Genomic DNA, 25,048 nt, shown 5'->3' on the forward strand with positions numbered 1-25,048 from the left:
GATGAAACCACTCGAAGACTATCTGGTCGTTGACTTTAGCCAGTTCCTTTCCGGGCCGTCCGCTAGCTTGCGGCTGGCCGATTTTGGGGCGCGGGTCATCAAGATTGAGCGCCCCGAGACGGGCGACATTTGCCGGCACCTGTACACCTCCAACGTCATCATGAATGGCGAGTCGTCGGTGTTTCACGCTATCAACCGCAACAAGGAAAGCTTCGCCGCCGACTTGAAAAACCCGCAAGACCGGGAGTACATCACCGAGCTCGTGCGCCAGGCCGATGTGGTGATGCACAACTACCGCCCCGGCGTGATGGAGCGCCTCGGTTTCGACTACGCCAGCGTGAAGCAGCTGAATCCCGGCGTGGTGTACGGCGAAATTTCCGGCTACGGCACCGAAGGCCCCTGGCGCGACAAACCCGGCCAAGACCTACTGCTGCAATCCGTTTCGGGCCTAACCTGGCTCAGCGGCAACGCCAGCCACGGCCCCGTGCCGATGGGCCTTTCCATCGTGGACATGCTGGCCGGCGCCCACCTAGCCCAAGGGTTGCTCGCGTGCCTGGTGCGCCGCAGCGTGCGCGGCGAAGGCGGCTTGGTACAAGTAAGCATGCTCGAATCGGCGTTTGATTTTCAGTTCGAAACCATCACCACCTTCTACAACGACGGCAGCGTGCTGCCCGTGCGCACGGAGCACAACAACGCCCACGCCTACCTCGGGGCACCCTACGGCATCTACCAGACCAGCAACGGCTACCTAGCGTTGGCTATGGGCTCTATCCCGGTGCTCGGCAAACTTCTGAGCTGCAACCCCTTGCTGGCCTACACGGAAGTCAGTGAAGCCTTTTCCAAGCGCGACGAAATCAAAGTGACGCTAGCTGACCACCTGCGCACCGGCACCACCGAGCAGTGGCTCACCATCTTGGAGCCCGCCGACATTTGGTGCGCCGACGTGCTGACCTGGGACAGGCTCATGCAACACGACGGCTTCAAAGCCCTCGACATGCTGCAAGGCGTGACTATGACGGACGGCTACCAGTACCAGACCACCCGCTGCCCCGTGCGCATTGACGGCGAGCTACTTACCTCCCCAAAAGGCTCACCCAAGCTAGGTCAGGACAACGAGGCGCTGCTTCAGGAAATAGCCAACTTAAAAGCCGCTCGCCATGACGCCTGAGCCTCAGACGTTTCGTATTGCGGTGCGCAAATTCGGTCCGTTTGAAAGCGCGATGGAGAAGCTATGGGCTAGCTTTTGTGAGCATTTGGGCTGTCAATTGCAGGCTGAGATGGTGCCGATGGATCTGCACCCGCTTCACACAAGCCTGCTGACCGACAACGGTTTGCGCAAGGGCACTTGGGACGTGGCGCACATCAATACCGACTGGCTCTTAGAAGCTTACAGCGCCGGTGCCCTCGAAAACATAGCTCCGTACCTAGCCCAAAATCCGCCCGCCGACTTTCCCCAAGGGTGGAGCCAGTCGCTGCTAGGGATGCAGCAATACGGCGACGATGTAGCGGGCCTCCCCTTCCACGACGGCCCCGAATGCCTCATCTACCGCAAGGATTTGTTTGAGGACCCCGCCGAGCAAGCCAAGTTTCAGCGCCAGCACGGCAAGCCTTTGCAGCCGCCCCAAACCTGGGACGACTTCCACACCGTTGCCCGCTTCTTCCACCGTCCCGCGCAGAACCGCTACGGCACCATCGTGGCCGCCTACCCCGACGGCCACAACACGGTGTTCGACTTCTGCCTTCAGCTTTGGTCGAGGGGCGGAAAGCTAGTGGACGCGCAAGGCCGCGTACAGATTAACACGCCCGAGGCGAAGGCGGGCCTAGCTTTCTACCGCGCCTTGCTGCACGACCAAACCGCCATTCACCCTAGCTCCGGCACCTATGAGTCGGTGCAGGCGGGCTTGGCCTTCATGCGCGGCGAGGCGGCCATGATGATCAACTGGTTTGGCTTCGCTTCGATGTGCGAAGTCGATGAGGCGTCCCAGGTGAAAGGCAAGGTCGATATCACCACCATTCCGCAGGGCGAAGGTGGCAAGCCGTGCTCCTTGAACGTGTATTGGCTGTACGCCATCGGCGCCGGCAGCCAGCACAAGCAGACAGCCTACGACTTCATTCGCTTCGCTATCAATCCGCAGAATGACAAACTCTTAACGTTGGAAGGCGGTATTGGCTGCCGTCTCTCGACGTGGCACGATGCAGAGATAAACGCCACGGTGCCTTACTACCATAAGCTAGCCCTGCTGCACGAGCAAGCCGAGAGCTTACCGCAAAAAAGTAACTGGGCCCAAATAGCCGCCATCATCGACGAAGTAGTGCTGCAAGCTACGGGCACTGAGCACGATATAGAAAAGCTGCTGGCAGCAGGTCAATCAAAAATCAATTCGCTTGAGCATGTTTGAGATAAACGGCACTCCCATCCAGTACAAGCCCGTACTGCCCAAAAACCCCTTGCCCATCGTCATCATCGGTGCCGGCGGCATCGTGGGCGACGCGCACTTGCCGGCTTACCAAAAGGCTGGTTTTGAGGTCGTAGGCATTACCAACCGCACCCGTGCCCGCGCCGAAAAGCTAGCTGCCGAGTGGGGCATCCAGAACGTGTACGACAACGTGGCCGATGCCGTCGCGCACGCGCCGCAAGATGCCGTGTACGACATCACCATCATGCCCGAACAGTTTGTCGAAACCTTGAACCAGCTGCCTGACGGTTGCGGCGTGCTGATTCAGAAGCCCATGGGCGACTACTTCTGGCAGAGCAAAGAAATATTGGAAGTTTGCCGGCGCAAAAACCTAGCGGCGGCCATCAACTGCCAGCTGCGCTTCGCGCCCTACGTGAGTGCCGCGCGCTCAATGCTCACGCAAGGACTCATCGGCGAGCTATACGATATAGAAGTGCGCGTGACGCTGCAAACCCCATGGGAGCTGTTTCCGCACGTGATGGTGCACCCGCGCCTGGAAATCCAGTACCACAGCATCCACTACATCGACCTGATTCGGTCGTTCCTGGGCGAGCCGCGCAGCGTGATGGCCAAGACCCTAAAGCACCCGGCGAAGTCCTTGTCGTCTTCCCGCTCGACCATTTTGTTCGACTACGGCGACACGGTGCACGCCGTCATCAACACGAACCACGACCACTCCTTCGGCCCCGAAAACCAGGAGAGTTTTATCAAATGGGAAGGCACGAAAGGCGCCATCAAAGCGCGGATGGGCTTGCTGATGGACTACCCGCACGGCGTACCGGATAAGTTCGAGTACTGCATCATGCAGGAAGGCCAAGCGCCCACCTGGCACACCGTAGCGCTAGAAGGCTCTTGGTTTCCAGATGCTTTCATGGGCACCATGGGCAGCCTGATGCAATACAAGCAAGGCGAAATTGACGTGCTGCCCACGAGCGTGGAAGACGTCATCAAAACCATGGCTGTGGTGGAAAGCGCCTATATTTCCAGCGACACCGGCGGCGTAGTCGTGGCCGATCAGCTTACCGCAACCAACTAGTAGAACGTGTCATGCTGAGCTTGCCGAAGCAGTTCGTAGGCTTTGTTGCACAAGTGTAGAGACGCGACACTTCGCGTCTTGGTGCTGAACGACTTATCTAGGACTACCTAGGTAAACAACATCAGCACCGATTGAGACGCGAAGTGTCGCGTCTCTACAGCAGTTTGTGTTTACCACGAAGCATGCGAGATACTTCTCGAGCAGTTCCGCCTAACACGCTCTAGCAATTATCAACCGATAAGTACTCCATGTATTTCAAATCCACCTTTTTCGAAGATTACCAGCTTGGCGACAAGCGCGTGACCCTAGGTCGCACCATCACCGAAACCGACTTTGTGGTGCACGCCGGCCACACCGGCGACTTTTTCCCCCACCACCTAGATGCCGAGTGGTGCAAGACCCAGCCGTTTCAGCAGCGCATTGCCCATGGCACCATGATCTTTAGCATTGGCATCGGCCTGACGGCTTCCGAGATTAACCCTGAGGCTTTTTCCAAGGGCTACGACCGGTTGCGCTTTGTGAAGCCGGTGTTCATTGGCAACACCATCCACTCCGAAGTCACGATTTCAAACAAGGAAGAAGGCAAGAAGCCCGGCTACGGCACCGTTACCGAGCACGTGGAAGTGCTCAATGAACACGGCGAAGTAGTCCTAGCCTGCGACCATTTGCTCGTCGTGAAATTCCGTTCTTAACCTCGAAAACAAGCTAGCTCATGGCAATTGCAACGAACACAGCACCCACGGCGACGATTGCCGAAGGCACCGGCCGCCGGAACTACACGTTCCCGTTTATCCTGGTCACGTGCCTTTTCTTCCTGTGGGGCATGGCCCACAACCTCGATTCCATCCTGATTCCGCACCTCAAGAAAGCGTGTCAGCTGAACAACCGTCAATCGACGCTGGTGGATACGGCGGTGTTCCTGGCGTATTTTCTGATGGCTATTCCGGCGGGCGTGCTGCTGAAGAGGCTAGGCTACAAGGTCAGCATCATCGTGGGCTTGGTGACGTTTGCGGCGGGCGCTTTCTTGTTCTTGCCTGCGGCTAGCGCACGTTCGTACGGCTTATTTCTGCTAGCGCTGTTCATCATTGGCTGCGGCCTTACTATTCTGGAAACCACGGCCAACCCCTACGCGGCCATCCTCGGCGACCCAGCCAAATCGACCCAGCGCCTGAACCTAGCGGCTTCGTTCAACGGCCTAGCCGCGATGGTAGCACCCATCATCGGCACCAACCTGATTTTGTCGGGTAAGGAGTACAGCGAGCAAGCCCTAGCGGCCATGTCGGAAACGGCGCGTAACGCTTACTTGACCCAAGAAGCCGCAGCCGTGAAGATGCCCTACTTCGTGCTAGGTTGTATCTTGCTGCTGGTGGCCGCGCTGTTCTATTTCATTTCGCTTCCCGAGGTGAAAGCTGAGGAGCAAGAGCCCTCGCAGGGTGGCGGCTTCTTTGCGGTACTGAAACACAAGCACTTACTCTGGGGCGTCATTGCGCAGTTCTTCTACGTGGGCGCCCAGGTGTGCGTCACCAGCTTCTTTATCCGTATGGCCAAGCAAGGCGCGAGCGTTGATGAGAAAACCGCGGGTTACTACCTAGGTATCTACGGCTTGCTGTTCATGGCTGGGCGCTTCGTGGGCACGGCGCTGCTGAAATACGTATCGTCGCAGAAGCTGCTTTCCATCTATGCGGTGGCAGCCATTGCGCTGTGCGCCGTAGCGGTGTTCGGCGACGGCGCCTACGTGATTTATGCCCTCGGCGGCCTGGGCTTCTTCATGTCCATCATGTTCCCCACCATCTTCTCGCTCGGCATTGCCGGCCTCGGCGACGACACCAAGCCCGGCTCTTCCTGGCTCGTGATGTCGATTGTGGGCGGCGCCATCATCCCCTACATCATGGGCACCGTCATCGACATGCAGGGCGACGCCACGCAGGCCGGCTACGTGGTGCCGCTGGTGTGCTTTGTGGTGGTGCTGTACTTCGGCCTGAGCGGCTACAAAATCAACAAGCATATGCAGCAAGCCTAGCATCTAGCTTTGTTGAGTAAAATACTCTATTTCAACTTGTTGTAAACAGACAAAAGCCGCCTGATACTGTAGTATCGGGCGGCTTTTTTATGGTGCACACAAAGGCGTACGAGATGGAAGCTAGCTTTCTGAGGCAGTGTCCTTACGACTCCGAGTGTTCTCTGTTGGGTGTTACTACCTGCAGCAATCCTGCGCACGTTACTGTAGCAGCTAGGAAAGAGCCCATAGCCAGCCAAGTTTGCCAGACTTTTGGGTCGATGAACAGGCACTTGAGCATGAACACGAAGTTCAGCAAGCACAGAATCTGCAGTGTCTTGCGGGAGTCGGGGCTAGCAACAGCCACGGTTAAAGAGATGAAAGCTGTGGAAAAGAAAGCCAGTGCATGCGGTACGATGAGCACAAAGAACCGCCCCCAGAAGGCCATTCCATGCCGCCCTGCCAGGACCCACCCAAACCACATCATCGACAGTTGCTGCACCAAGTGAGCTGCTAGTAGCCACGCAACTATCGTTAGGCCAATGGCTAATATATTTTTCATGCTGTATGTTGATTCGCCCAGTGTATGAACAAACAAGCGGACATTACCATCTTCACTCCCGCGCCTCGTCCTACTTTTCTCAATACGTAAAAAAGCTAGGTTACCGATAGGCGTGTGCGTTAGGCTGGAGGCCGCGCCTCCCACTACCTAAACCAAGTAAGACAAGCAGCACAAAAACGAAAACTATTGCTTCGTTTGGTGCAACATCCATTTGCCTATATTTATATTATACAGCAAATTAATTGCATTTATTTCACAATTACCCCTTTTCTGCTAGTAATAACTCGTGTTTGCTAGAAAAAAGTTAAGAATAGCTGAGCTAGCTTGGTGGTAAGATGCTCAGTTACAGCCAGGCGCGATAAAAGCGCAGGTTACCTGCTCTCTAAGCTTTTCATGATAGATATATGACCTAATTGGCAATAACGAATGTTTGTTAGTACCGTAAAAGCCCAATACATTTAGCTTTCTTTTCGCCGCTTGCTTTGAGCACGCTGCTACTTGCTGCGCTCCTGAGCGCTTTAACAAATGAAGTAGCATAGCGCTGGAGCGAAACGTAGGTGCGCAATTCCGCTGTGATGATCAAAAAGGTTAAGACAAACAAGCGCCAACTCATTCTGGACGAGGCTGCTAAGTTATTCAAAGAGCGGGGCTTCGCCGGAACTTCCATGCGCGACCTAGGGGCGCAGGTGGGTATGGAAGCAGCCAGCATGTACAATCACATCAACTCCAAGGACGAGATTCTGGAGACGATCTGCTTCTACGTGTCGAACACCTACATTTCGCATCTCACCGAAATTGAAAACACGGCAGACTCGTACGTCGACAAGATTAAAGCTCTGATCCGGCTGCACATCCGGCTGATGGTAGAAGACGGTGCGGCCGTATCAGTGGGCAACAACGACTGGAAATACCTCACCGGCAACAAGCTAGCTGAGTTCAAAGAAGCTCGCAAACGCTACGAGCGTGGCTTTGCGACGCTTATTGAGGAGGGCATTGCGGCGGGTGAGTTTCAGCCCGTAAACGTGTCAGTGGCGCTGTTCACCATTCTGTCGGCGGTGCGCTGGGTGGAGCTGTGGTACCGGCCCGGACGCGGCGTTTCACCAGAAGAACTGGAAGAAAATATCATGACCATTCTGCTAAATGGCCTAGCGAGGTAGTGCTTCTTTGTCCTCACGCCCCACCCTACTGAAGCACTAGGCACAAGCCTTACACTACATGAGCCGCTTCTACAAGCTTAAGATCAAGCGCATTACGAAGGAAACGCCCGACTGCGTAACTCTCGCTCTCGACGTGCCCACCGAACTGCGCGACACGTTTCGGTTTACGCAGGGCCAGTACCTTACCTTCCGCCGCCAGCACGAAGGCGAAGAGCTACGCCGTTCCTACTCCATTTGCAGCAGCCCATTGGACAGTGAGTGGCAGGTAGCCATCAAGCAGGTACCCAAAGGCCGTTTCTCCGCGCTGGCGCTGAACCACTTGCGTATTGGCGAAGAGCTAGAGGTGATGCCACCCGCCGGTCGTTTCTACACCGAGCTGCATCCGGAACAAGCCAAGCATTACGTGGCATTTGCGGCCGGGAGCGGCATCACGCCGGTGTTCTCCATCATCAAAACGGTGCTACTCACCGAGCCCAATAGCCGCGTGACGCTGGTATATGGTAACCGTGGCCGTAACTCGATCATCTTCAAAGAAGCGCTGGAAGGTTTGAAGAACAAGTTTCTGGCTCGCCTGAGCGTGCATCATGTGCTGAGCCGCGAGCAAGGCGACACCGATCTGCTGTTTGGCCGCCTCGACAAACAAAAAGCTAGGTTATTTCTCGAGAAGATCATTCCGGCTGCTGAAATTGACGAAGCCTTTCTTTGCGGACCCGAGGAAATGATTTTTGAGGTGAAAGATGCCTTGACCGAAGCTGGTGTGGCGTCAGACAAGATTCATTTCGAGCTGTTTACTTCGTCGAACGCGACGCAACGCACAGCCGCTCGCCAAGCGCAACGCCCCACCGCCCACGACGATAAGCACAGCCAAGTGACTGTGCAGCTCGACGGCAGCACACGCGTGCTGGAAATGTCGTATTACGGCGACACTATTCTGGATGCGTTGCTTGAAACTGGCACCGATGCACCTTACTCTTGCAAGAACGGCATGTGCAGCACCTGCCGCGCCCGCGTCACGGCAGGCCAGATAGAGATGGACGTGAATTACTCCTTATCGGACGCCGAAGTGGCGAAAGGCTACGTGCTAACCTGCCAAGCAAGGCCAGTGTCGGAGAAAGTCGTTGTGGACTTTGATCAATAATTAAGAACCGCCCCCGTCTCTTTCTTTAGAAGACAGAGCTAGAAGCTGAAGCCGCACAGAAGAACTTTTCCTTACCTTTAACTAACGTTCGTTAGCTAAACTTCGTTAACACAACATGGAAACGGCAGAACTCACTCAGGAAGAGCTATTTCAGCAACGCATTGATGCTGACCAGCGCATTGAGCCCAAGGATTGGATGCCCGAGGCGTATCGCAAGACGCTGATTCGGCAGATTTCACAGCACGCGCACTCCGAAATCGTGGGTATGTTGCCGGAAGGCAACTGGATTACGCGGGCTCCTTCGCTCAAGCGCAAATCCATCTTGCTGGCCAAAGTGCAGGACGAAGCCGGTCATGGCCTTTACCTCTACAGCGCCGCCGAGACCCTAGGTGCTTCTCGCGACCAAATGCTGGCCGACCTGCACGCGGGTAAAGCCAAATACAGCAGCATTTTCAACTACCCCACGCTGAGTTGGGCCGACATTGGCTGCGTGGGCTGGCTCGTAGATGGCGCCGCCATCCTGAACCAGGTGCCGCTGTGCCGCACTTCCTACGGGCCGTATGCCCGCGCCATGGTGCGCGTGTGCAAGGAAGAGAGCTTCCATCAGCGCCAGGGCTTCGAGATTATGCAAACCCTGTGCGAAGGTGCGCCCGAACAAAAAGCCATGGCCCAGGAAGCCCTGAACCGCTGGTGGTGGCCCACGCTGATGATGTTTGGCCCCAAAGACGATGAATCACCGAACACGGCTAGGTCTATGCAGTGGCGCATCAAGCGCTTCACCAACGATGAGCTGCGCCAGAAATTTGTGGACATGATGGTGCCACAAGCAGAATTTCTAGGCCTCACGGTGCCCGACGCCAAAGCGAAGTGGAACGAGACCAAGAAAGGCTACGACTTCGGTGATGTGAACTGGGAGGAATTTTGGCAGGTGGTGAACGGTAATGGCCTCTGCAACCACGACCGCCTCCAGGCCCGGGTAGACGCTTGGGAAGAAGGCGCTTGGGTGCGCGAAGCCGCGCTAGCTCACGCCAAAAAACGCGCCGCCCGCGTGTAGAAATGCAATAGCTAGAGGCTCATTGTTGAATAACTAGCCAAGAACAACCTAAATAAATAATATCAGCAACGTCAAGGCGCAAGCTATTGCGTCGAGACATTATTCGCTATGGATCAGAAAGAATGGCCACTGTGGGAAGTTTTTATCCGCAGCAAGCAAGGGCTCGATCATAAGCACGTGGGAAGTCTGCACGCGGCCGATGCGGCCATGGCCATCCAGAACGCCCGCGACGTGTACACGCGGCGTATGGAAGGCGTTAGCATATGGGTGGTGGAGTCGCGGCACATCCACGCCTCGAACCCCGACGACGCGGCCGCTTTCTTTGACCCCGCCAATGATAAAGTGTACCGGCACCCTACGTTCTACGAGGTTCCGGATTCTATCAAACACATGTAGGCCTGAAACCATGCAAGCTACCGCCGACGCGTCCGCTCTTTCCACGTATTCGCCCGAGGTGCGGCAACTGCTGTTCAACTACGTGTTGCAGCTCGCCGATACCAGCCTGCTGCTCGGCCACCGGCTGTCGGAGTGGTGCGGGCACGGGCCCATCTTGGAGCAAGATCTTGCCATGGCCAACATCGCCCTCGACTTGCTCGGGGAGACGCGCAGCCTCTACCAATACGCTGCTGCATTGGAAGGGCGCCACCGTAGCGAAGACGACCTAGCTTTTCTGCGCGTCGCCACCGATTATCGTAACCCGCTGCTGGTCGAGCAGCCCAACGGCGACTTCGCCCACACGGTAGTGCGGCAGTTCCTATTCGACAATTTTCACTATCATTTCCTACAGCAACTCCAAGCTAGCCCCGACCAGCACTTAGCCGCCATAGCCGAGAAGTCGGTGAAGGAAGCGGCTTATCACCTCAAGTGGAGCGCCGAGTGGGTTGTCCGTTTGGGCGACGGCACCGAGGAGAGCCGGCAGCGCATTGAAAAGGCCATCAGCAAACTGTGGCGCTACGCCGCCGAGCTAATGATGCCCACCCCTACCGAGCAAGCGCTACAAAAGCTAGGTCTTGTTCCCGACTACATCGCCCTCCAACCTAGCGTAGATGCTTACTTAGCGCAAGTGTTTGCGGAGGCAACTTTGCTTATACCGCAGAACGTGCCACCGCAACTTGGTGGCAAACAGGGCCGTCATTCCGAACACCTAGGCTACATCCTGGCGGAGCTTCAGTACATGCAGCGCACTTACCCCGGCATGAAATGGTAACCCCGACGCTCACGCCAACGGAACAACAAATCTGGCAACTGCTAGAGGAAGTGTCGGACCCCGAGGTGCCAGTGCTGAGTATCCTAGACCTAGGTATCGTGCGGGGCGTACGGATGGATGGCGACGAAGTGCACATCACCATCACGCCTACGTACTCGGGCTGCCCGGCTATGAACACCATTGCCACCGAAATCCGACTGCGGCTGCTGACCGAGGGCGTTACCAAGCTCTCCATTCATCACCAGCTCAGCCCGGCCTGGACGACGGCGTGGCTCTCACAAGCCGGCCGCGAAAAGCTAGCCGCCTACGGCATTGCGCCTCCGCAGAACGATACCACCACGGGCCACGTGCTGAAGCTTTTCGGACAAGATCCTACCGTGGCCTGCCCACTTTGCCAATCAGACAATACGCACTTAGTCAGCCAGTTTGGCTCTACAGCTTGCAAAGCACTTTACCAGTGCAACGACTGCCATGAGCCGTTCGACTATTTCAAATGTCACTAAGTAGACGCTCATATTGAGCTGGCCGAAGCATTTTTCCCGCAGTGCTAGCTCCGATGCTAGCTCAACAAAGCAGTAGAGATGCTTCGGCTAGCTCAGCATAACGCGCCCTTATCCCTTCTTGAATTTCCACTATGCCTGAAACTGCTCTCCTTTTCTCCCTCGACGCTGGCGTCGCCACGCTGCGCCTCAACCGGCCGGAAGTCTTCAACAGCGTCAATAAGCCGCTGGCGCTGGCCTTGCAACAGCACTTGCGCGAGTGCCAGCAAGACGCTGCGGTGCGGGCCGTTGTGCTTACGGGAACGGGCAAGGCGTTCTGCGCCGGGCAGGACTTGGCGGAGATAACCGGCCCCGATAGTCCCGAGGTTTCGGAGATTGTGGAGAGGCATTATAACCCCATCATCAAGTTAATCAGAGACTTAGAGAAACCCGTACTAGCGGCCGTGAACGGCGTGGCAGCTGGTGCGGGCGCTAACATTGCCCTCGCTTGCGACATCGTGGTGGCCAAGGAATCCGCCGCTTTTATTCAGGCATTCAGCAAGATTGGGCTGATTCCCGACAGCGGCGGCACGTACTTTTTGCCCCGCCTAATTGGCCTGCAACGCGCCTCCGCCCTCATGCTCACCGGCGACAAGGTAAGCGCCACTGAAGCCGTGCAGATGGGCATGATCTATAAAGCCTTTTCCGATGATGCCTTCGACGGTGAAGTAGCAGCGCTGACCAAAAAGCTAGCCCAGATGCCCACCAAAGGCCTCGCCTACACCAAACAGCTCCTGAACGGCACCTTCGGCAACGACCTGGAGCAACAGCTTCGCGCCGAAGGTGACTACCAGCTTCGGGCGGGCCACACGGCCGACTACCGCGAGGGCGTGGCGGCTTTTCTGGAAAAGCGTCAACCTAGCTTCACTGGCCAATGATTATCGGAATTATCGGCAGCGGCGCTATGGGCGCGGGCATTGCGCAAGTAGCCGCTACGGCGGGCCACACCGTGCGCCTACTCGACCAGACCGAGGCAGCCCTGGCGCGCGCCCAGCAGAGCATTCAAGCGAACCTCCGCAAGCTAGCCGAGAAAGGCAAACTAACCGGAGCAGCCGTTGAGGCGGCCGTAGCTAGGGTGCAGCCCACCAGAGACTATTTAGACTTCTCCGACTGCGGCTTGGTCCTAGAAGCCATTGTAGAAAATCTGGACGCCAAGCAGCAGCTTTTCAGGCAAATAGAAAGCACTGTGAGTGCCGAATGCGTGCTGGCCAGCAACACATCGTCGTTGTCAATCACGTCGCTGGCGGCAGCTTGCCAGCACCCCGAGCGATTTATCGGCATTCACTTCTTCAACCCAGCCCCGCTAATGCAGTTGGTGGAAGTGATTCCGGCCGTGCAGACGCGGCCTGGGCTCGCTAACGAAATCAAGCAACTGCTACACGCCTGGGGCAAGGTGCCCGTGCTGGCTCAAGACACGCCTGGCTTCATCGTGAACCGCGTGGCGCGGCCCTTCTACGGCGAAGCCATTCGCCTACTAGAAGAAGGTCTGGCCGATGCCGCGACCATTGATTGGGCCACGACCGAGCTAGGTGGCTTCCGCATGGGGCCGTTTGCCCTCATGGACTTCATCGGCCACGACGTGAACTACCGCGTCACGGAGTCGGTGTTTACCTCCTTTTTCTATGACCCGCGCTACAAGCCCTCATTCACCCAGAAGCGGCTGCTAGAAGCTGGCTACCTAGGTCGTAAGTCGGGCCGCGGGTTTTATAATTACCAAGAAGGCGCGCCACCGCCCGAACCGGTGCGCGACGCGGAGCTAGGTCGCACCATTCTTCACCGCATCCTAGCTATGCTCATCAACGAAGCTGCGGATGCCTTGGCCTTCCAAGTTGCCTCTCGTGACGATCTAGAGCTAGCCATGACCAAGGGCGTGAATTACCCGAAAGGCCTGCTGACTTGGGCCGACGAGTTAGGGTTGCCAAACGTGCTAGCTACGCTGGACCAGCTCTACGACGATTACCGCGAAGACCGCTACCGCGCCAGCGCCTTGCTGCGCCGCATGGTGCGGGCCGAGCAAACGTTCTTTCCGCAAGAAGCCTTAGCGAACCGCTAGCTAAGGCTCCCACTCCCACCCCACTCACGATGCCTGCCATTCTCGAAAACTATGCCCTGGGCCGCTGGATGCCCGGCTCAGGCCAAACGCAAGAGCTTTACGACGCTTCCACCGGCGAAGTCATTGCGCTGGCTGATGGCGAAGGTCTGGATTTTGCCGCGATGCTCGACTACGGACGTCGGGTGGGCAACCCCGCCCTGCGCCGAATGACGTTTCATGAGCGCGGCCGCATGATCAAGGCCCTTGCCTTGTACCTAACCGAGCGCAAGGAGCAGTTCTACACGCTCAGCTACCGCTCGGGCGCCACCCGTGCCGACTCCTGGATTGACATTGAAGGCGGCATCGGCAACCTGTTTGCCAACGCCTCACTACGCCGCAAGTTTCCGGATAAACCGTTCTACGTAGATGGCGACCCAATCGGTCTGTCGAAGGGCGGCTCGTTTATGGCCCAGCACCTGATGGTGCCGCGCGAAGGCGTAGCGGTGCATATCAACGCCTACAACTTCCCCATTTGGGGCATGCTGGAGAAGATAGCCGTGAACCTGCTCGCGGGCATGCCCGCCATCGTGAAGCCGGCCGTGCCTACCGCTTATCTGACCGAAGCGGTGGTGCGCGAAATAATTGCCTCCGGCATTCTGCCCGCGGGCGCCCTGCAACTGGTCGTGGGCTCGGGCCAAGGCATTCTTGACCACGTGAACTACCAGGATGTCGTCACCTTCACCGGCTCGGCCGAAACCGGGCGTAAGCTCAAGGCGCATCCCCGCATCATTGCCGAGGCAGTACCCTTCAACCTGGAGGCGGACTCGCTCAATGCCGCCGTGCTAGGCCCCGATGCCGTACCGGGCACGCCAGAGTTTGAGTTGTTTATCAAGGAAGTGCGCAAAGAGATGACGGCGAAGGCTGGGCAGAAATGTACGGCCATTCGCCGGGCTATCGTGCCGGAAAACCTGCTGGAAGACGTGCAGATTGCCTTGGGCAAAGCCCTGGCGCAAACCACCATTGGTCACCCCTTGGCGGAGGGGGTGCGCATGGGCGCGCTGGCCGGCCTAGACCAAGTAAAGCGCCTACGCGAGAAAGTGCAGCAGCTAGCCCAAAACACGCCCATCGTGTACGGCGACCTCGACAACGTGCAGGTCATCGGGGCCGATTGCAAAACGGGTGCGTTCATCTCTCCCATTCTGCTGCTGAATTCGGAGCCGTTCCGCTTCACCGACTCGCACGAGGTAGAAGCTTTCGGGCCGGTGAGCACGCTCATGCCGTACAAAACCCTAGACGAAGCAATCAAGCTCGCAAACATGGGCAAAGGCTCGCTCGTGTGTTCGGTAGCGACCAACAACCCACAGGTGGCGCAGGAGTTTGTGCTAGGTGCCGCCACGCACCACGGCCGCATTTTGGTACTCAACCAGGAAGTGGCCAAGGAAAGCACCGGCCACGGCTCGCCACTGCCGCTGCTCATCCACGGCGGGCCGGGCCGGGCCGGCGGTGGACAGGAAATGGGCGGCATGCGCGGCGTGGAGCATTTCATGCAACGCGTGGCCGTGCAAGGGTCGCCCACCATGCTGACGGCCATCACCGACGTGTATCAGCAGGGCGCTAAGCAGTTCGAGCGCGACAAGCATCCCTTTCAGCACCACTTCGAGGAGCTAGAAATCGGGCAAACCTACACCACGCACCGCCACACCGTCACGGAGGCCGACATCACCAACTTTGCGCAAGTGTCCGGCGACAATTTTTACGCCCACGTGGATGCTACTTCCCTGGAGGGCACGCTGTTTACGGGGCGCGTGGCGCACGGCTACTACATTCTTTCCAAGGCGGCTGGTATGTTCGTGGACCCGCGCAAAGGACCCGTGCTGCTGAACTATGGCCTCGACGAATGCCGCTTCACCAAGCCCGTGTACCCTGGCATGACCATCGGCGTGAAGCTGACGGTGAAGGAAAAAGTTGCCCAAGAGAAGCGCTCCGAAGAAGATGTAGCGAAAGGCATCGTACGCTGGCTTGTAGATGTATCCGACGAAATCGGCGAAACAGTGGCCGTGGCTACTATTTTGACCATGGTGAAGAAAAAGAACCAGGAATAGTAGCCCGCAGAAGCCGCCGTGTTCGCGCAGAAGACACAGTAGTCGTTCGACAAGTCTCAGCGCCTTCTGCGCGAACACGGCGGCTTCCGCGGGAACCAATCAATTGCACTCCATGACCCCCAAAGTAGAAACCCAGACCGACGGCCTAGGAATCACCACCGTTTCGTTTTTTCATCCGGCGCACAACTCCTTGCCCAGCAGCCTTCTGACCGAGCTAGCTGATAGCATCACGGCCGCAGGTCAGCAGGAAAACACCAAAGTTATCGTGTTGCGTAGCGAGGGCGAGCGGACGTTTTGCGCTGGCGCTAGCTTCGACGAGCTCATGGCCATCCAGGACGAAGCCCAAGGCCTCGCTTTTTTCTCCGGCTTCGCCAAGGTGATTAACGCTTGCCGCACCTGCCCCAAAATTATCGTTGGGCGGGTGCAGGGCAAAGCCATTGGCGGCGGTGTAGGCGTGGCAGCAGCAACGGATTATTGCTTCGCCTCCAGCCAAGCTGCTGTGAAGCTCAGCGAGTTAGTAGTTGGCATTGGCCCCTTCGTAGTGGGCCCGGCAGTCGAACGCAAGATTGGGCCCGCAGCGTACGCGCAGCTAGCACTAGATGCGGCCGAGTTTCGGCCCGCTACTTGGGCCAAGGACCGCGGCCTATACGCTGAGCTATTCGACACGGCAGCCGAGCTAGATACGGCCGTGCAGGCTTTTGCCGAAAAGCTAGCCTGCTACAATCCGGAAGCTTTAACGGCTTTGAAACAAGTATTTTGGGAAGGCACTGCTCATTGGGACACACTACTCGTGGAGCGTGCCGCCATCAGCGGACGGCTGGTGCTGTCGGAATTTACGCGCCACGCTATTCAGCAGTTCAAAAGCAAGTAGGCTGTACCTGGACAGGAACGCAAGCTCGTAACCTCTGCCAGCCCCTATAAAATAAAACACCTGCTAGCTGGGATAAGACAGCTAGCAGGCTCTATAACAATACACACGAATCAGAACCAGCGTGTTAGAATAGCTTATAAACAGACGTCAATACGTGCAATAATAAGGGGTAAAATTTGGTAACGCTGTTCAAGTGAAACAGCTGTCATTTCTTGATTGAAGTCGCAGTGTAGGCTAATGATCCTGCTTTTTTCTGTAGCAATATTAGGCTACCTAGCCGCCGTGCGAAATACCTATATCTAGGTATTTTTTGGAGAATATTTAGGCCCTTGCAACAGTGCCCTGGCGGTAGCCGTAGGCAGGCGGTTGTTACTTCAGGTTCCCGTCTAGCTTGCGCGTTTGACCCGGTTGCAGCTGTAAATCAATGACTTTATCAGCGTAGCGAACTTTACAGGTGGCACCCGCTAGGCTGCGAATAGTGACGGCTTGCAGTTTACCCTTCTGCCAAGCTAGGTCTACCTCGTAGCCGCCGCGGGCACGCAAGCCAGTTACGTTCCCTTCTTGCCAAGCCGCGGGCAGCGCCGGCAGCAACTGAATGGCATCTTCCTGACTTTGCAACAGCATCTCGCCGATGCCCGACGTGCCCCCAAAGTTGCCGTCGATCTGAAACGGTGGGTGCGCGCAGAACAGGTTGGGGTACGTGCCACCACCTTTGCTGTATTGGGTGCCTTCCACGCCGGTGAGGTGCAGCAAGTTACGAAGGAGCTTGTAGGCGTGGTCGCCGTCGTGGAGGCGGGCCCAGAAGTTGATTTTCCAGGCAATACTCCAGCCCGTGCCCGCGTCGCCGCGGAGTTCGAGTGTGCGGCGGGCAGCGGCAGCTAGCTCAGGCGTTGTAAGTGGCGAAATCTGCCGCCCAGGGTGCAAGCCAAACAGGTGCGACACATGACGGTGCTGCGGGTCTTCCTCGCGCCAGTCTTTGTACCACTCCTGCAACTGACCCCGCGCGCCAATCTGCATAGGGAAGAGCTTGGCGCGCTTTTCTAGGAGCAATTGTCGGAAAGCGGCATCGGCACCTAGCTTTTCGGAGGCTTCTATCACGTTGGTAAATAGGTCCCAGATGATAGACATGTCCATCGTAGAAGCCACCGAAATGCTGCCCTTGTCGCCCTTTTCGGTGATAAACACGTTTTCCGGCGAAGATGCTGGCGCCGTGACGAGGTGGCCCTTCCCGTCGTCTACGAGCCAGTCGAGGCAGAACTCAGCGGCGCCTTTCATCAGCGGGTACGCGGTGCTGCGCAGATAGCCTAGGTCGTTGGTGAAACGGTAGTGCTCGTAGAGGTGCTGGCTCAGCCACGGGCTGCCCAGGCTCCAGTTGGCCCAACTTGGGCTGCCCTTGCCTAGGTCGCCGACGGGGTTTGAGGTGGCCCAGATGTCGGAGTTGTGGTGCACGGCCCAGCCGCGGGCGTTGTAGAAATTTTGGGCCGTTTGCTGGCCCGTTGCGGCCGTCGTCTTGATGAAGTCTAACAGCGGCTGGTGCAGCTCCGATAGGTTCACCATTTCGGCCGGCCAGTAGTTCATCTGCGTGTTGATATTCGTGGTGAAGTTGCTACTCCACGGCGGCCGCAGATTATCGTTCCAGATGCCTTGCAGATTGGCCGGCAGGCCACCAGGCCGCGAGCAGGAAATAAGCAGGTAGCGCCCAAATTGGAAATACAACGCCTCCAGCGCCGGGTCGGTGGCCCCGTCGGCGTAGCGTTTGAGCCGCTCCAAGGTGGACAGGTTTACCGCCGGGTTGCCGTTCAGCGACAAACTCACGCGGTTGAAATAGCCCTGATAATCCTTTATGTGACTCTTCTTGATGGCCTCGAAGCTTTTGCCGAATGCCTTCTCCAAGTACCCGCTCGCTAGCTTCGCTTGGTCTTTGCCGTCTTTATCGGGGCACTTATCGAAGCCGTTGAAGCTAGTAGCGGCCGATACGTACAGCACGACCTCTGTGGCGTTGCGCACGTGCAAGCCGCTGGCATCGGCCGTCACTTGCCCTCCTTTGGTGCTGGCTTTCATTCGCAGCTCGTAGCGCATGCCGCGGCAAGCGTCGGTGGAGTCGTAGAGAATGGGCTTGGGGTTGTAGCCAACGTAGTTAGGATCGGCGTGCGAGGGGGCTTCACCACTCATCACCAGCTCATTCGAGCCCGCTGAAGCTAGCTTGTACCGGAGCTGGCTTTTGGTCGAAGCATCGAAGGTAAGCTGACCTTTTTTGCTTGCTTTCAGCCTGATAACAAGCACTTGGTCGGGCGCCGACACCAAGAGCTCCCGGCTGTATTCAACATCACCTACTTTGAAGCGAGTGAGCGAAGTAGCGTTGGCGATATTCAGGTCGCGGTAGTAGTCAGTAGGTTCGCCGGCAAAGTGTTGCTTGAGCCGGAGGTCACCTAGGGGCAAGTACGATTCGGTGTAAAGCCCCTGTAGCTTGCGGCAGAGCTGCTCGGCTTTCTGGTAGTCTTCGGCAAAAAGTGCTTCCCGAATTTGAGGTAAATACTTGGGTGCCTCCGGGTTGGGGTTCAGGTTGGCCGGCCCACCCGACCACAGACTTTGCTCGTTGAGCTGAATCAGCTCTTCCTCTACCCGCCCAAATACCATGGCACCTATGCGGCCATTACCAAGCGGCAGCGCTTCCGTCCAAACCTTGGCGGGCTGTTGATACCAAAGCGTCATGTCGGTTTGGGCGAGGCTAGTGAATGCCAGACCAACTAGCAGGTAGTTGGCTAAAAGAAAGGCTCTTAGGTAGCGCATGAATGAGAAGTGGATCGGGCTAGGCAACTGCCAAAGAAAGGGATATGCGCGCTTCCTGCACCATCCTGACGCGATGAGGCCTAAAGAAATCCAAAACGATTAGGCACTTTGGTTACTTTGCGGCTCGATTAGATGTTCTATCTAAGAATATGAAGTACTGTTTTCTCTCTTCTCATTTTGGTTGGCTAGGTAGCCTCGCAGCCTCGGCGCTGCTGCTGAGCTGTAGCTCCGTGGATACAAAGCGCACTGAATCGGCCGCGCCCACCACCGAATCTTCCATGGGTGCTGCGCAAAGCGCCATTATGAACACTCTGGAAAACGACGCGCTGGCGGCCGGCAAAGCCTTGTACCAGCAGAACTGTACCGTTTGCCACGGCAACAACGGCAAGCTCGGCGCTAACGGAGCCCACGATTTGACCAAGAGCAACCTTACCATCACGGGGCGCGTGTATATAGTAAAGAACGGCTTGGGCAAGATGCCGGCCTTCAAAGCTACCCTCACCGATGAGGAAATCGAACAGGTAGTGACGTATTCGATGACGCTGCGTTAGGCCTTGACAGTCAACGCAATTCACAGCTTAATGAGCGTTTCGCATTTAGAACCATAACTACATGGCAAAGAATAAGGACTGGAGCTTCAACAGCAGTGGCGCCCGCCACCCTAACCAGGACGATAGCAAAAATAAAACCCCGCAACTCAAGCGTAACGCCGATGGCACTTACGAAACTGGCTTCGAGCAGGAAACTGCCGTGCTGGTGGCCGTGCCCGAAAAGCGCCAGGCCGACGAGAAAACGCAGGAGTACCTCGACGAGCTAGCTTTTCTGGCCGAAACTGCGGGGGCGCAGGTCACTAAGCGCTTTGTGCAGCGCCTCGAAAAGCCCGACTTGCGCACCTTCGTGGGGGAAGGCAAACTGGAAGAAATCAAAGCTTTCGTGAAGCACAATAAGACGAGCATGGTCATCTTCGACGACGACCTCTCGCCTTCGCAGCTGCGCAACCTGGAAGCTGAGCTGCAGGTAAAAATCGTGGACCGCTCGCTGCTGATTATTGATATTTTCGCCCAGCGGGCGAAGTCGGCCACGGCGCGCACGCAGGTGGAGCTAGCCCAGTACCAATACCTTCTGCCCCGCCTCACCGGTCTGTGGACGCACTTAAGCCGGCAGCGAGGTGGGGGTGTATCCCAGCGGGGTCCGGGGGAAACGGAAATTGAGACGGACCGGCGCGTAGTGCGCGACCGGATAGCCTTCTTAAAGGACAAGCTCAAAGACCTCGACAAGCAGAGCAACACCCAGCGCAAGTCGCGCGAGGGCGTGGTGCGCGTGGCGCTGGTCGGCTACACCAACGTGGGCAAAAGCACCATCATGAACATGCTGAGCCGCTCCGACGTGTTTGCCGAAAACAAGCTCTTCGCCACCGTCGACTCGACGGTGCGCAAGGTGGTGCTAGACAACATCCCGTTCCTGCTCGCCGATACGGTAGGGTTTATCCGGAAGCTCCCCACGCGCCTAATTGAGAGCTTTAAGAGCACCCTCGACGAGGTGCGGGAAGCCGACTTACTGGTGCACGTGGTAGACATCTCGCACCCTGGCTTTGAGGAGCAGATAGAGGTAGTAAACGACACGCTCAAGGACATCGAAGCCGCCGACAAACCAATGCTGCTGGTGTTCAACAAAATCGACCTTTACAATCCTGAGGCGCATACTGGCAGCCACGAGGGCTTCGAGGGCATGAACCCCGAGGAAGACCACCAGCCACGCCCGACGCTGGAACAGCTCAAAGCTACTTACATGGCCAAGATGCACGACCCGGTGATCTTTATTTCGGCGCAGGAGCGCGAAAATATTGATGAGCTGCGGGCTTTGCTGACACGCCATGTAGCGGCAATTCATTATAAGCGTTACCCCAATCAGCAGCCGCAAGATGTGGAGTAAGTAGCCGAGCTTTGTAGTGCTATGCAAACCTAGCCCCGCCCAGTTGGCGGGGCTTTTTTGTACCTGGCCTAATCTTCGCCACGGCCTGTTCCGCATAACCATTTGCTAGGGTCGGCAGTAAAGAAACGTACCCTATTGCCTTACTCTCTTCCCCCATGAAAACGTTGTATTTAATGCGTCATGCCAAGTCCAGTTGGGACTTCGACGACCTCACGGACAAGGAACGCCCCCTCAACAACCGAGGCCGCGAAGACGCCCCGCTGATGGGTCAGGCCTTGGCCAAGCGTACCATTCACCTAGACCTGCTGGTGAGCTCGCCGGCGGTGCGGGCTATGAGCACGGCCGCGTTGGTGGCCCACGAGGTGAATTATCCGCCGAACCAGATTGAAGTGGTGGAGCGCATCTACCGGGCCGAAGTGCTGGATATGTTGGACATCGTGCGCAGCCTCCCCGACCCAGCCGACTCCGTGCTGCTAGTGGGCCACAACAACACGCTCACCGATTTTGCGAACTTACTTTCGCCTAGCCAGCTCAATGAACTGCCCACGGCCGCTATTGTGTGCCTGAAGTTTAGCTGCGCACATTGGGCCGAAGTCGACCGCGCCAACGCGGAGTTCTACTTCTACGATTATCCCAAGAAACAGTAACTGACTGTGTCGAGTGACTAAGCAGCTGAGTGCTTAGGTTCCCGTACCTTACCCGCCTATTTCCTTCAGTCACGCAGTCACTCTCACCCTTCAACTTTGCGCTAGTGGAATCAACCAAGAATCCTCACCCTACCCTATTGAACCGTGAGCTCAGCTGGCTAACGTTCAACGAACGGGTGTTGCAGGAAGCTCAGAACCCAGACGTGCCCTTGCTGGAACGGATCAAGTTCATGGCTATTTTCTCTTCCAACCTCGATGAATACTTCAAGGTGCGGGTGGCCACGTTACGACGGCTGGAGAAGCTAAAAAAGAAAACCCGCGCCAAGCTAGGGGAAGACCCCACCCAGCAGCTCCATGACCTGCTGCAGGAAGTTGGGCGGCAGCAACAGGCATTCGGCGAAACGTTTCGCAACCAGATCATGCCCGAGCTGCGCCGCCAGCACATCCATTTGGTGTCGGAGCACGATCTGACGGATGCGCAGCGGGAGTGGGTGCACGATTATTTCCAGCACAACGTGCAGGATTTGCTCTCCCCCATCATTCTGGACGACAACCTGCACCACCTCTTCCTCAAAGACCAGAGCGTGTACCTCACGCTGCTGCTGAGCGAGCCGGTGAAGCAGAAGAAGCACGAGGACGAGGAACGCGTTATTGTGTTGGAGCTGCCCTCCAAGCGCCACGGAAGTCGCTTTGTGCAACTGCCCGACGAAGGGGAAGAGCACTACGTAATGTTCCTCGACGACGTAATTCGGTGCTGCGTACGGATGCTGTTCCCGAACTACCAGCGAGTGCAGGTGAATGCCATCAAGCTCTCCCGCGACGCGGAGTTGGATATCCAGGAAGAGGTATCGGGCAACCTGATGGCCAAGATTAAGAGCAGCTTACAGAAGCGCGAAACCGGTTACCCGGCCCGCTTGCTCTACGACCCGGCCATGCCTAAGCAGGTGCTCAAAGCCATCATGCAGAAAACCGGCATTGGCAAAGAAGAACTAGTAGAGGGCAGCCGCTACCATAACTTCCGCGACTTTTTCGGGTTTCCGGGGCTAGGTCAGCCGGAGCTGAAGTACCCGGACTTTCCGCCGCTGCCGCACCCTACTTTGCCCCGCACGGCCGGTAAGATGCTGGACGCCATTGCCGAGCGCGACCACCTCTTGAATTTACCCTACCAGTCGTTCGACTACGTGACGCGCTTCCTGAACGAGGCGGCCGCCGATCCGCTCGTAACGAGCATCAGCGTCACGCTTTACCGGGTGGCGCAGAAAAGCGAAGTTGCGAAAGCTCTGCTCAAAGCCACCAAGAATGGCAAGCAGGTGACGGTTGTCGTGGAGCTGAAAGCCCGCTTCGATGAGGAATCGAATATTCACTGGGCCGAGAAGCTGCAAAAGGCAGGTGCTAACGTCATCTTCGGTATTCCGGAGCTGAAAGTGCACAGCAAGCTAGCCCTCGTAGCCCGGACCGAGGCAGGGCAAAACCGCTTGTACGCGTATCTGAGCACCGGCAACTTCAATGAAGTAACGAGCCAAATTTACGCCGACCACGGCTTGTTCACCGCTAACCCTCACCTGACCAAGGAAGTGGGACAAGTGTTCGGGTACTTTCTCGACCGACAACCTAGGTCGTTCGAGTATTTGTTGGTAGCCCCCTTCGAGCTGCGCGACAAACTGAATGCCTTAATCGACCGCGAGATAAAGCTAGCCAAAGCCGGCAAAGAGGCTTACATCATTCTGAAGCTGAATGCCTTGCAAGATGAGCGCATGATCCTGAAGCTTTACGAAGCCAACCAGGCCGGCGTACGCATCGAGCTACTGATCCGGGGCATCTCCTGCCTAATTCCGGGGGAGCCGGGCCAGAGTGAGCATATTCAGCAGCGCGGCATGGTCGACCGCTACCTAGAGCACGCGCGACTATACGTGTTTGGCAACAACGGCGAGGAGAAAGTGTACGTTTCCTCCGCCGACTGGATGGCCCGCAACCTCGACCGTCGCGTGGAGGTTGCCTTCCCCATCCTCGATCCGGCTGTGAAAAGTGAAGTGCGCTATCTGCTCGATCTGCAACGCCAGGACAACGTAAAGTCGCGTGACTGGCACAACCACTTCCTCGGCCAGGAAGACCCGAGCGCCCCCAAAATACGGGCGCAGTTTGCCACCTATGATTATTTGAAAAGCCTAAGCAAGAAGAAAAAACCAGCGGTGGCAAAGCGCTAACACAAGGCGCAAGCTAAAAGCTAGGTAACAACGAAGCGCCCCTCCTTTTGTAAGGAGGGGCGCTTCGTTGTTACCTAGCTTTATTTGCCAGCCGTTTTGCGCAGGAACTTGCGAGGCGGCACTAGGAAAAGCTCGATGCTGGCGTAAGGGGCGCCACCCAAGGTATTATCGACGATGCGTGGGCGGGTACCCTTCCGGAACAAGCTAAAGCCCGAGTTGCCGGCATCATCGAAGGCATTAAAGGAAGCGTTGTAGCGGTAGCCAGCCTCGAGCCCAAACCAGATGAAGTCATAAATCTCACGCTCCAGGCGCAGGCGCGGCTTGAATTCGGTTTCGCGTAAGATCAGGGTTTGCAGCCCGTTTGGTAGCGGCTCGCGTAGCTTCACGTTGTAGTTCAGGCCATCGACGGTGTAGCCCCCAAAGAGCAACGTTTTGTCTGACACGTTGTAGCGAAAGCTCACGCGGGCCGGAAACAACGCCTCGACGCCCCAGTGCTCGTTGAAGGTGCGGTTGTATAAAATAACGGGGTAAACGCTCTGACGCCCAAATGTGTAGCTCAGTTGCAAGCCCACGCCCCAGGCAAAGTACTTGGTGCGCTTCCAGCCGTAGATAAACTCCCCCGACATCTTTAGGTAGTCATTCACATCTAGCTCGCTGGCTGTATAGTCGCCGTTTAGCTCACCCTTCACGCGGGCAATGTACCAGTGCACATCATCAATGGGCCGAATGACAGCTAGCTGCGCGCCGAGCACTTTGAGGCCTTTGTCTTCCAGGTTGCGATACAAGACCGAGTTGTCGGGCCTGTTAAATTGAAACTCTTCTCGGTCGTAGTTGAAGCCCAGAATAACTTTCAGGTGCGGGCGGTTCCAGGCCGGAATGTAGCCTTTGATAAAGGCCCGGCTGTTCTTCGTGACGGTCGAACTATTGGTGATTGATTTGCCGTCTTTATCGTTCAGCTTGGACTTAATGGAGAAGTCCGTCAAGCGTTCCAGGTGGGCCACAACACCTTTGCTAGGTCCTTGCCCCACCACGGAGGGCGTGGCAAACTCCTGGGAGTTTCCAACTTGGTTGGCAACGGCAGTGTCCCCCGGTAAGGGTGCTGGCAGCGGAAATACGGGCGTACGCGGCGGGGTTTCTTGGGCCCGCGCAGCGTGCGTCAACAGCAAAACAACCGCGGCAAAGCTGGCACGCAGTGGTCCGCGCCAAAGGGTAAAAGAGGCTAGCATACAGACAAAAGGGCGGGTCTGATAAAAGCAAAAAAGACGTTAGGCTTTCGCCTTAACGTCTTTTCGTGAAAAAAGGATGAATCGCCGGCAGGTTAAATT

General features: G+C 56.8%; 22 protein-coding genes. 19 read left to right on the forward strand and 3 right to left on the reverse strand.

Translation table 11 applies throughout. The features are described 5' to 3' along the window. The first annotated feature begins 1 nt into the window (after nt 1). From BXP70_RS00195 to fucP, 5 genes are all read left to right on the forward strand, one after another. On the forward strand, nt 2–1,168 hold the full coding sequence (locus BXP70_RS00195; protein ID WP_086592005.1) for a CaiB/BaiF CoA transferase family protein: 1,167 nt from the start codon (nt 2–4) through the stop codon (nt 1,166–1,168). After that, nucleotides 1,158–2,399: an ABC transporter substrate-binding protein gene (locus BXP70_RS00200; protein WP_086592006.1), complete on the forward strand. Its 1,242-nt coding sequence runs from the start codon at nt 1,158–1,160 to the stop codon at nt 2,397–2,399. The genes BXP70_RS00195 and BXP70_RS00200 overlap by 11 nt, the downstream gene beginning before the upstream one ends. After that, nucleotides 2,392–3,492 carry a Gfo/Idh/MocA family protein gene (locus tag BXP70_RS00205; protein WP_086592007.1) on the forward strand — a complete coding sequence of 367 codons (1,101 nt, stop codon included), beginning with the start codon at nt 2,392–2,394 and terminating at the stop codon, nt 3,490–3,492. The genes BXP70_RS00200 and BXP70_RS00205 overlap by 8 nt, the downstream gene beginning before the upstream one ends. Nucleotides 3,493–3,740: 248 nt before the next feature. Continuing rightward, on the forward strand, nt 3,741–4,184 hold the full coding sequence (locus tag BXP70_RS00210; RefSeq protein WP_086592008.1) for a MaoC/PaaZ C-terminal domain-containing protein: 444 nt from the start codon (nt 3,741–3,743) through the stop codon (nt 4,182–4,184). Between the two features lie 20 nt (nt 4,185–4,204). Continuing rightward, the gene (gene fucP, locus BXP70_RS00215) at nt 4,205–5,512 is read left to right on the forward strand and encodes an L-fucose:H+ symporter permease (RefSeq protein ID WP_086592009.1); all 1,308 of its coding nucleotides are present in this window, start codon (nt 4,205–4,207) and stop codon (nt 5,510–5,512) included. A gap of 142 nt (nt 5,513–5,654) precedes the next feature. On the opposite strand, the gene BXP70_RS00220 is transcribed toward fucP, so the two are convergent. Then, nucleotides 5,655–6,050 carry a hypothetical protein gene (locus BXP70_RS00220; protein ID WP_086592010.1) on the reverse strand — a complete coding sequence of 132 codons (396 nt, stop codon included), beginning with the start codon at nt 6,048–6,050 and terminating at the stop codon, nt 5,655–5,657. Nucleotides 6,051–6,625: 575 nt separating this feature from the next. Here BXP70_RS00220 and BXP70_RS00225 point away from each other — a divergent pair. The 10 genes from BXP70_RS00225 to BXP70_RS00270 all read left to right on the forward strand — a co-directional run bounded on the left by BXP70_RS00225 (nt 6,626) and on the right by BXP70_RS00270 (nt 16,150). Continuing rightward, nucleotides 6,626–7,207, forward strand: a complete 582-nt coding sequence (locus BXP70_RS00225) for a TetR/AcrR family transcriptional regulator (RefSeq protein ID WP_086592011.1) — start codon at nt 6,626–6,628, stop codon at nt 7,205–7,207. A gap of 58 nt (nt 7,208–7,265) precedes the next feature. Beyond that, nucleotides 7,266–8,345 (forward strand): 1,2-phenylacetyl-CoA epoxidase subunit PaaE, encoded by a 1,080-nt coding sequence (paaE, locus tag BXP70_RS00230; RefSeq protein WP_086592012.1) that lies wholly within the window; start codon nt 7,266–7,268, stop codon nt 8,343–8,345. Between the two features lie 115 nt (nt 8,346–8,460). Beyond that, nucleotides 8,461–9,399 carry a 1,2-phenylacetyl-CoA epoxidase subunit PaaA gene (gene paaA / locus BXP70_RS00235; RefSeq protein ID WP_086592013.1) on the forward strand — a complete coding sequence of 313 codons (939 nt, stop codon included), beginning with the start codon at nt 8,461–8,463 and terminating at the stop codon, nt 9,397–9,399. A 108-nt stretch (nt 9,400–9,507) separates the two neighbouring features. Continuing rightward, nucleotides 9,508–9,795 carry a 1,2-phenylacetyl-CoA epoxidase subunit PaaB gene (gene paaB / locus BXP70_RS00240; protein ID WP_086592014.1) on the forward strand — a complete coding sequence of 96 codons (288 nt, stop codon included), beginning with the start codon at nt 9,508–9,510 and terminating at the stop codon, nt 9,793–9,795. A 10-nt stretch (nt 9,796–9,805) separates the two neighbouring features. After that, entirely contained in the window at nt 9,806–10,606 is an 801-nt protein-coding gene (gene paaC / locus BXP70_RS00245; protein WP_086592015.1) for a 1,2-phenylacetyl-CoA epoxidase subunit PaaC, read from the forward strand. Further along, nucleotides 10,600–11,109, forward strand: a complete 510-nt coding sequence (gene paaD, locus BXP70_RS00250; RefSeq protein ID WP_086592016.1) for a 1,2-phenylacetyl-CoA epoxidase subunit PaaD — start codon at nt 10,600–10,602, stop codon at nt 11,107–11,109. The genes paaC and paaD overlap by 7 nt, the downstream gene beginning before the upstream one ends. A gap of 131 nt (nt 11,110–11,240) precedes the next feature. After that, nucleotides 11,241–12,023, forward strand: coding sequence for an enoyl-CoA hydratase-related protein (locus BXP70_RS00255; RefSeq protein WP_086592017.1), 783 nt, complete (start codon nt 11,241–11,243; stop codon nt 12,021–12,023). Further along, the gene (locus BXP70_RS00260) at nt 12,020–13,198 is read left to right on the forward strand and encodes a 3-hydroxyacyl-CoA dehydrogenase NAD-binding domain-containing protein (RefSeq protein ID WP_086592018.1); all 1,179 of its coding nucleotides are present in this window, start codon (nt 12,020–12,022) and stop codon (nt 13,196–13,198) included. The genes BXP70_RS00255 and BXP70_RS00260 overlap by 4 nt, the downstream gene beginning before the upstream one ends. Nucleotides 13,199–13,227: 29 nt before the next feature. After that, complete coding sequence (paaZ, locus tag BXP70_RS00265) at nt 13,228–15,279, forward strand: phenylacetic acid degradation bifunctional protein PaaZ (RefSeq protein ID WP_086592019.1); 2,052 nt, start codon at nt 13,228–13,230, stop codon at nt 15,277–15,279. 112 nt (nt 15,280–15,391) lie between these two features. Next, nucleotides 15,392–16,150, forward strand: coding sequence for an enoyl-CoA hydratase/isomerase family protein (locus tag BXP70_RS00270; protein WP_086592020.1), 759 nt, complete (start codon nt 15,392–15,394; stop codon nt 16,148–16,150). Between the two features lie 369 nt (nt 16,151–16,519). On the opposite strand, the gene BXP70_RS00275 is transcribed toward BXP70_RS00270, so the two are convergent. Further along, nucleotides 16,520–18,940, reverse strand: a complete 2,421-nt coding sequence (locus BXP70_RS00275) for a glycoside hydrolase family 95 protein (protein WP_086592021.1) — start codon at nt 18,938–18,940, stop codon at nt 16,520–16,522. 149 nt (nt 18,941–19,089) lie between these two features. Here BXP70_RS00275 and BXP70_RS00280 point away from each other — a divergent pair, with 149 nt between their 5' ends. The 4 genes from BXP70_RS00280 (at nt 19,090) to ppk1 (ending at nt 23,723) form a co-directional block, all read left to right on the forward strand. Next, on the forward strand, nt 19,090–19,491 hold the full coding sequence (locus BXP70_RS00280) for a c-type cytochrome (RefSeq protein ID WP_086592022.1): 402 nt from the start codon (nt 19,090–19,092) through the stop codon (nt 19,489–19,491). A 61-nt stretch (nt 19,492–19,552) separates the two neighbouring features. Further along, a complete protein-coding gene (gene hflX / locus BXP70_RS00285; RefSeq protein WP_086592023.1) occupies nt 19,553–20,872 on the forward strand; it encodes a GTPase HflX in 1,320 nt (439 codons plus the stop codon). A gap of 155 nt (nt 20,873–21,027) precedes the next feature. Then, a complete protein-coding gene (locus BXP70_RS00290; protein ID WP_086592024.1) occupies nt 21,028–21,519 on the forward strand; it encodes a SixA phosphatase family protein in 492 nt (163 codons plus the stop codon). 104 nt (nt 21,520–21,623) lie between these two features. After that, on the forward strand, nt 21,624–23,723 hold the full coding sequence (ppk1, locus tag BXP70_RS00295) for a polyphosphate kinase 1 (RefSeq protein WP_086592025.1): 2,100 nt from the start codon (nt 21,624–21,626) through the stop codon (nt 23,721–23,723). 80 nt (nt 23,724–23,803) lie between these two features. Here ppk1 and BXP70_RS00300 read toward each other — a convergent pair whose 3' ends face one another. Next, a complete protein-coding gene (locus BXP70_RS00300) occupies nt 23,804–24,949 on the reverse strand; it encodes a DUF6268 family outer membrane beta-barrel protein (RefSeq protein WP_086592026.1) in 1,146 nt (381 codons plus the stop codon). Nucleotides 24,950–25,048 lie beyond the last annotated feature (99 nt).

It is taken from the genome of Hymenobacter crusticola (genome assembly GCF_002154225.1).
Lineage (GTDB): Bacteria > Bacteroidota > Bacteroidia > Cytophagales > Hymenobacteraceae > Hymenobacter > Hymenobacter crusticola.

What these genes read in the sequence shown, in the direction of transcription:
- BXP70_RS00290 (WP_086592024.1), top strand. Translation starts at nt 21,028, where the DNA reads ATGAAAACGTTGTATTTAATGCGTCATGCCAAGTCCAGTTGGGACTTC.
- BXP70_RS00210 (WP_086592008.1), top strand. Translation starts at nt 3,741, where the DNA reads ATGTATTTCAAATCCACCTTTTTCGAAGATTACCAGCTTGGCGACAAG.
- paaC (WP_086592015.1), top strand. Translation starts at nt 9,806, where the DNA reads ATGCAAGCTACCGCCGACGCGTCCGCTCTTTCCACGTATTCGCCCGAG.
- paaB (WP_086592014.1), top strand. Translation starts at nt 9,508, where the DNA reads ATGGATCAGAAAGAATGGCCACTGTGGGAAGTTTTTATCCGCAGCAAG.
- BXP70_RS00205 (WP_086592007.1), top strand. Translation starts at nt 2,392, where the DNA reads ATGTTTGAGATAAACGGCACTCCCATCCAGTACAAGCCCGTACTGCCC.
- BXP70_RS00280 (WP_086592022.1), top strand. Translation starts at nt 19,090, where the DNA reads ATGAAGTACTGTTTTCTCTCTTCTCATTTTGGTTGGCTAGGTAGCCTC.
- BXP70_RS00225 (WP_086592011.1), top strand. Translation starts at nt 6,626, where the DNA reads ATGATCAAAAAGGTTAAGACAAACAAGCGCCAACTCATTCTGGACGAG.
- paaD (WP_086592016.1), top strand. Translation starts at nt 10,600, where the DNA reads ATGGTAACCCCGACGCTCACGCCAACGGAACAACAAATCTGGCAACTG.
- BXP70_RS00275 (WP_086592021.1), bottom strand. Translation starts at nt 18,940, where the DNA reads ATGCGCTACCTAAGAGCCTTTCTTTTAGCCAACTACCTGCTAGTTGGT.
- BXP70_RS00300 (WP_086592026.1), bottom strand. Translation starts at nt 24,949, where the DNA reads ATGCTAGCCTCTTTTACCCTTTGGCGCGGACCACTGCGTGCCAGCTTT.
- fucP (WP_086592009.1), top strand. Translation starts at nt 4,205, where the DNA reads ATGGCAATTGCAACGAACACAGCACCCACGGCGACGATTGCCGAAGGC.
- BXP70_RS00195 (WP_086592005.1), top strand. Translation starts at nt 2, where the DNA reads ATGAAACCACTCGAAGACTATCTGGTCGTTGACTTTAGCCAGTTCCTT.
- BXP70_RS00255 (WP_086592017.1), top strand. Translation starts at nt 11,241, where the DNA reads ATGCCTGAAACTGCTCTCCTTTTCTCCCTCGACGCTGGCGTCGCCACG.
- paaA (WP_086592013.1), top strand. Translation starts at nt 8,461, where the DNA reads ATGGAAACGGCAGAACTCACTCAGGAAGAGCTATTTCAGCAACGCATT.
- BXP70_RS00220 (WP_086592010.1), bottom strand. Translation starts at nt 6,050, where the DNA reads ATGAAAAATATATTAGCCATTGGCCTAACGATAGTTGCGTGGCTACTA.
- paaE (WP_086592012.1), top strand. Translation starts at nt 7,266, where the DNA reads ATGAGCCGCTTCTACAAGCTTAAGATCAAGCGCATTACGAAGGAAACG.
- hflX (WP_086592023.1), top strand. Translation starts at nt 19,553, where the DNA reads ATGGCAAAGAATAAGGACTGGAGCTTCAACAGCAGTGGCGCCCGCCAC.
- BXP70_RS00260 (WP_086592018.1), top strand. Translation starts at nt 12,020, where the DNA reads ATGATTATCGGAATTATCGGCAGCGGCGCTATGGGCGCGGGCATTGCG.
- BXP70_RS00200 (WP_086592006.1), top strand. Translation starts at nt 1,158, where the DNA reads ATGACGCCTGAGCCTCAGACGTTTCGTATTGCGGTGCGCAAATTCGGT.
- paaZ (WP_086592019.1), top strand. Translation starts at nt 13,228, where the DNA reads ATGCCTGCCATTCTCGAAAACTATGCCCTGGGCCGCTGGATGCCCGGC.
- BXP70_RS00270 (WP_086592020.1), top strand. Translation starts at nt 15,392, where the DNA reads ATGACCCCCAAAGTAGAAACCCAGACCGACGGCCTAGGAATCACCACC.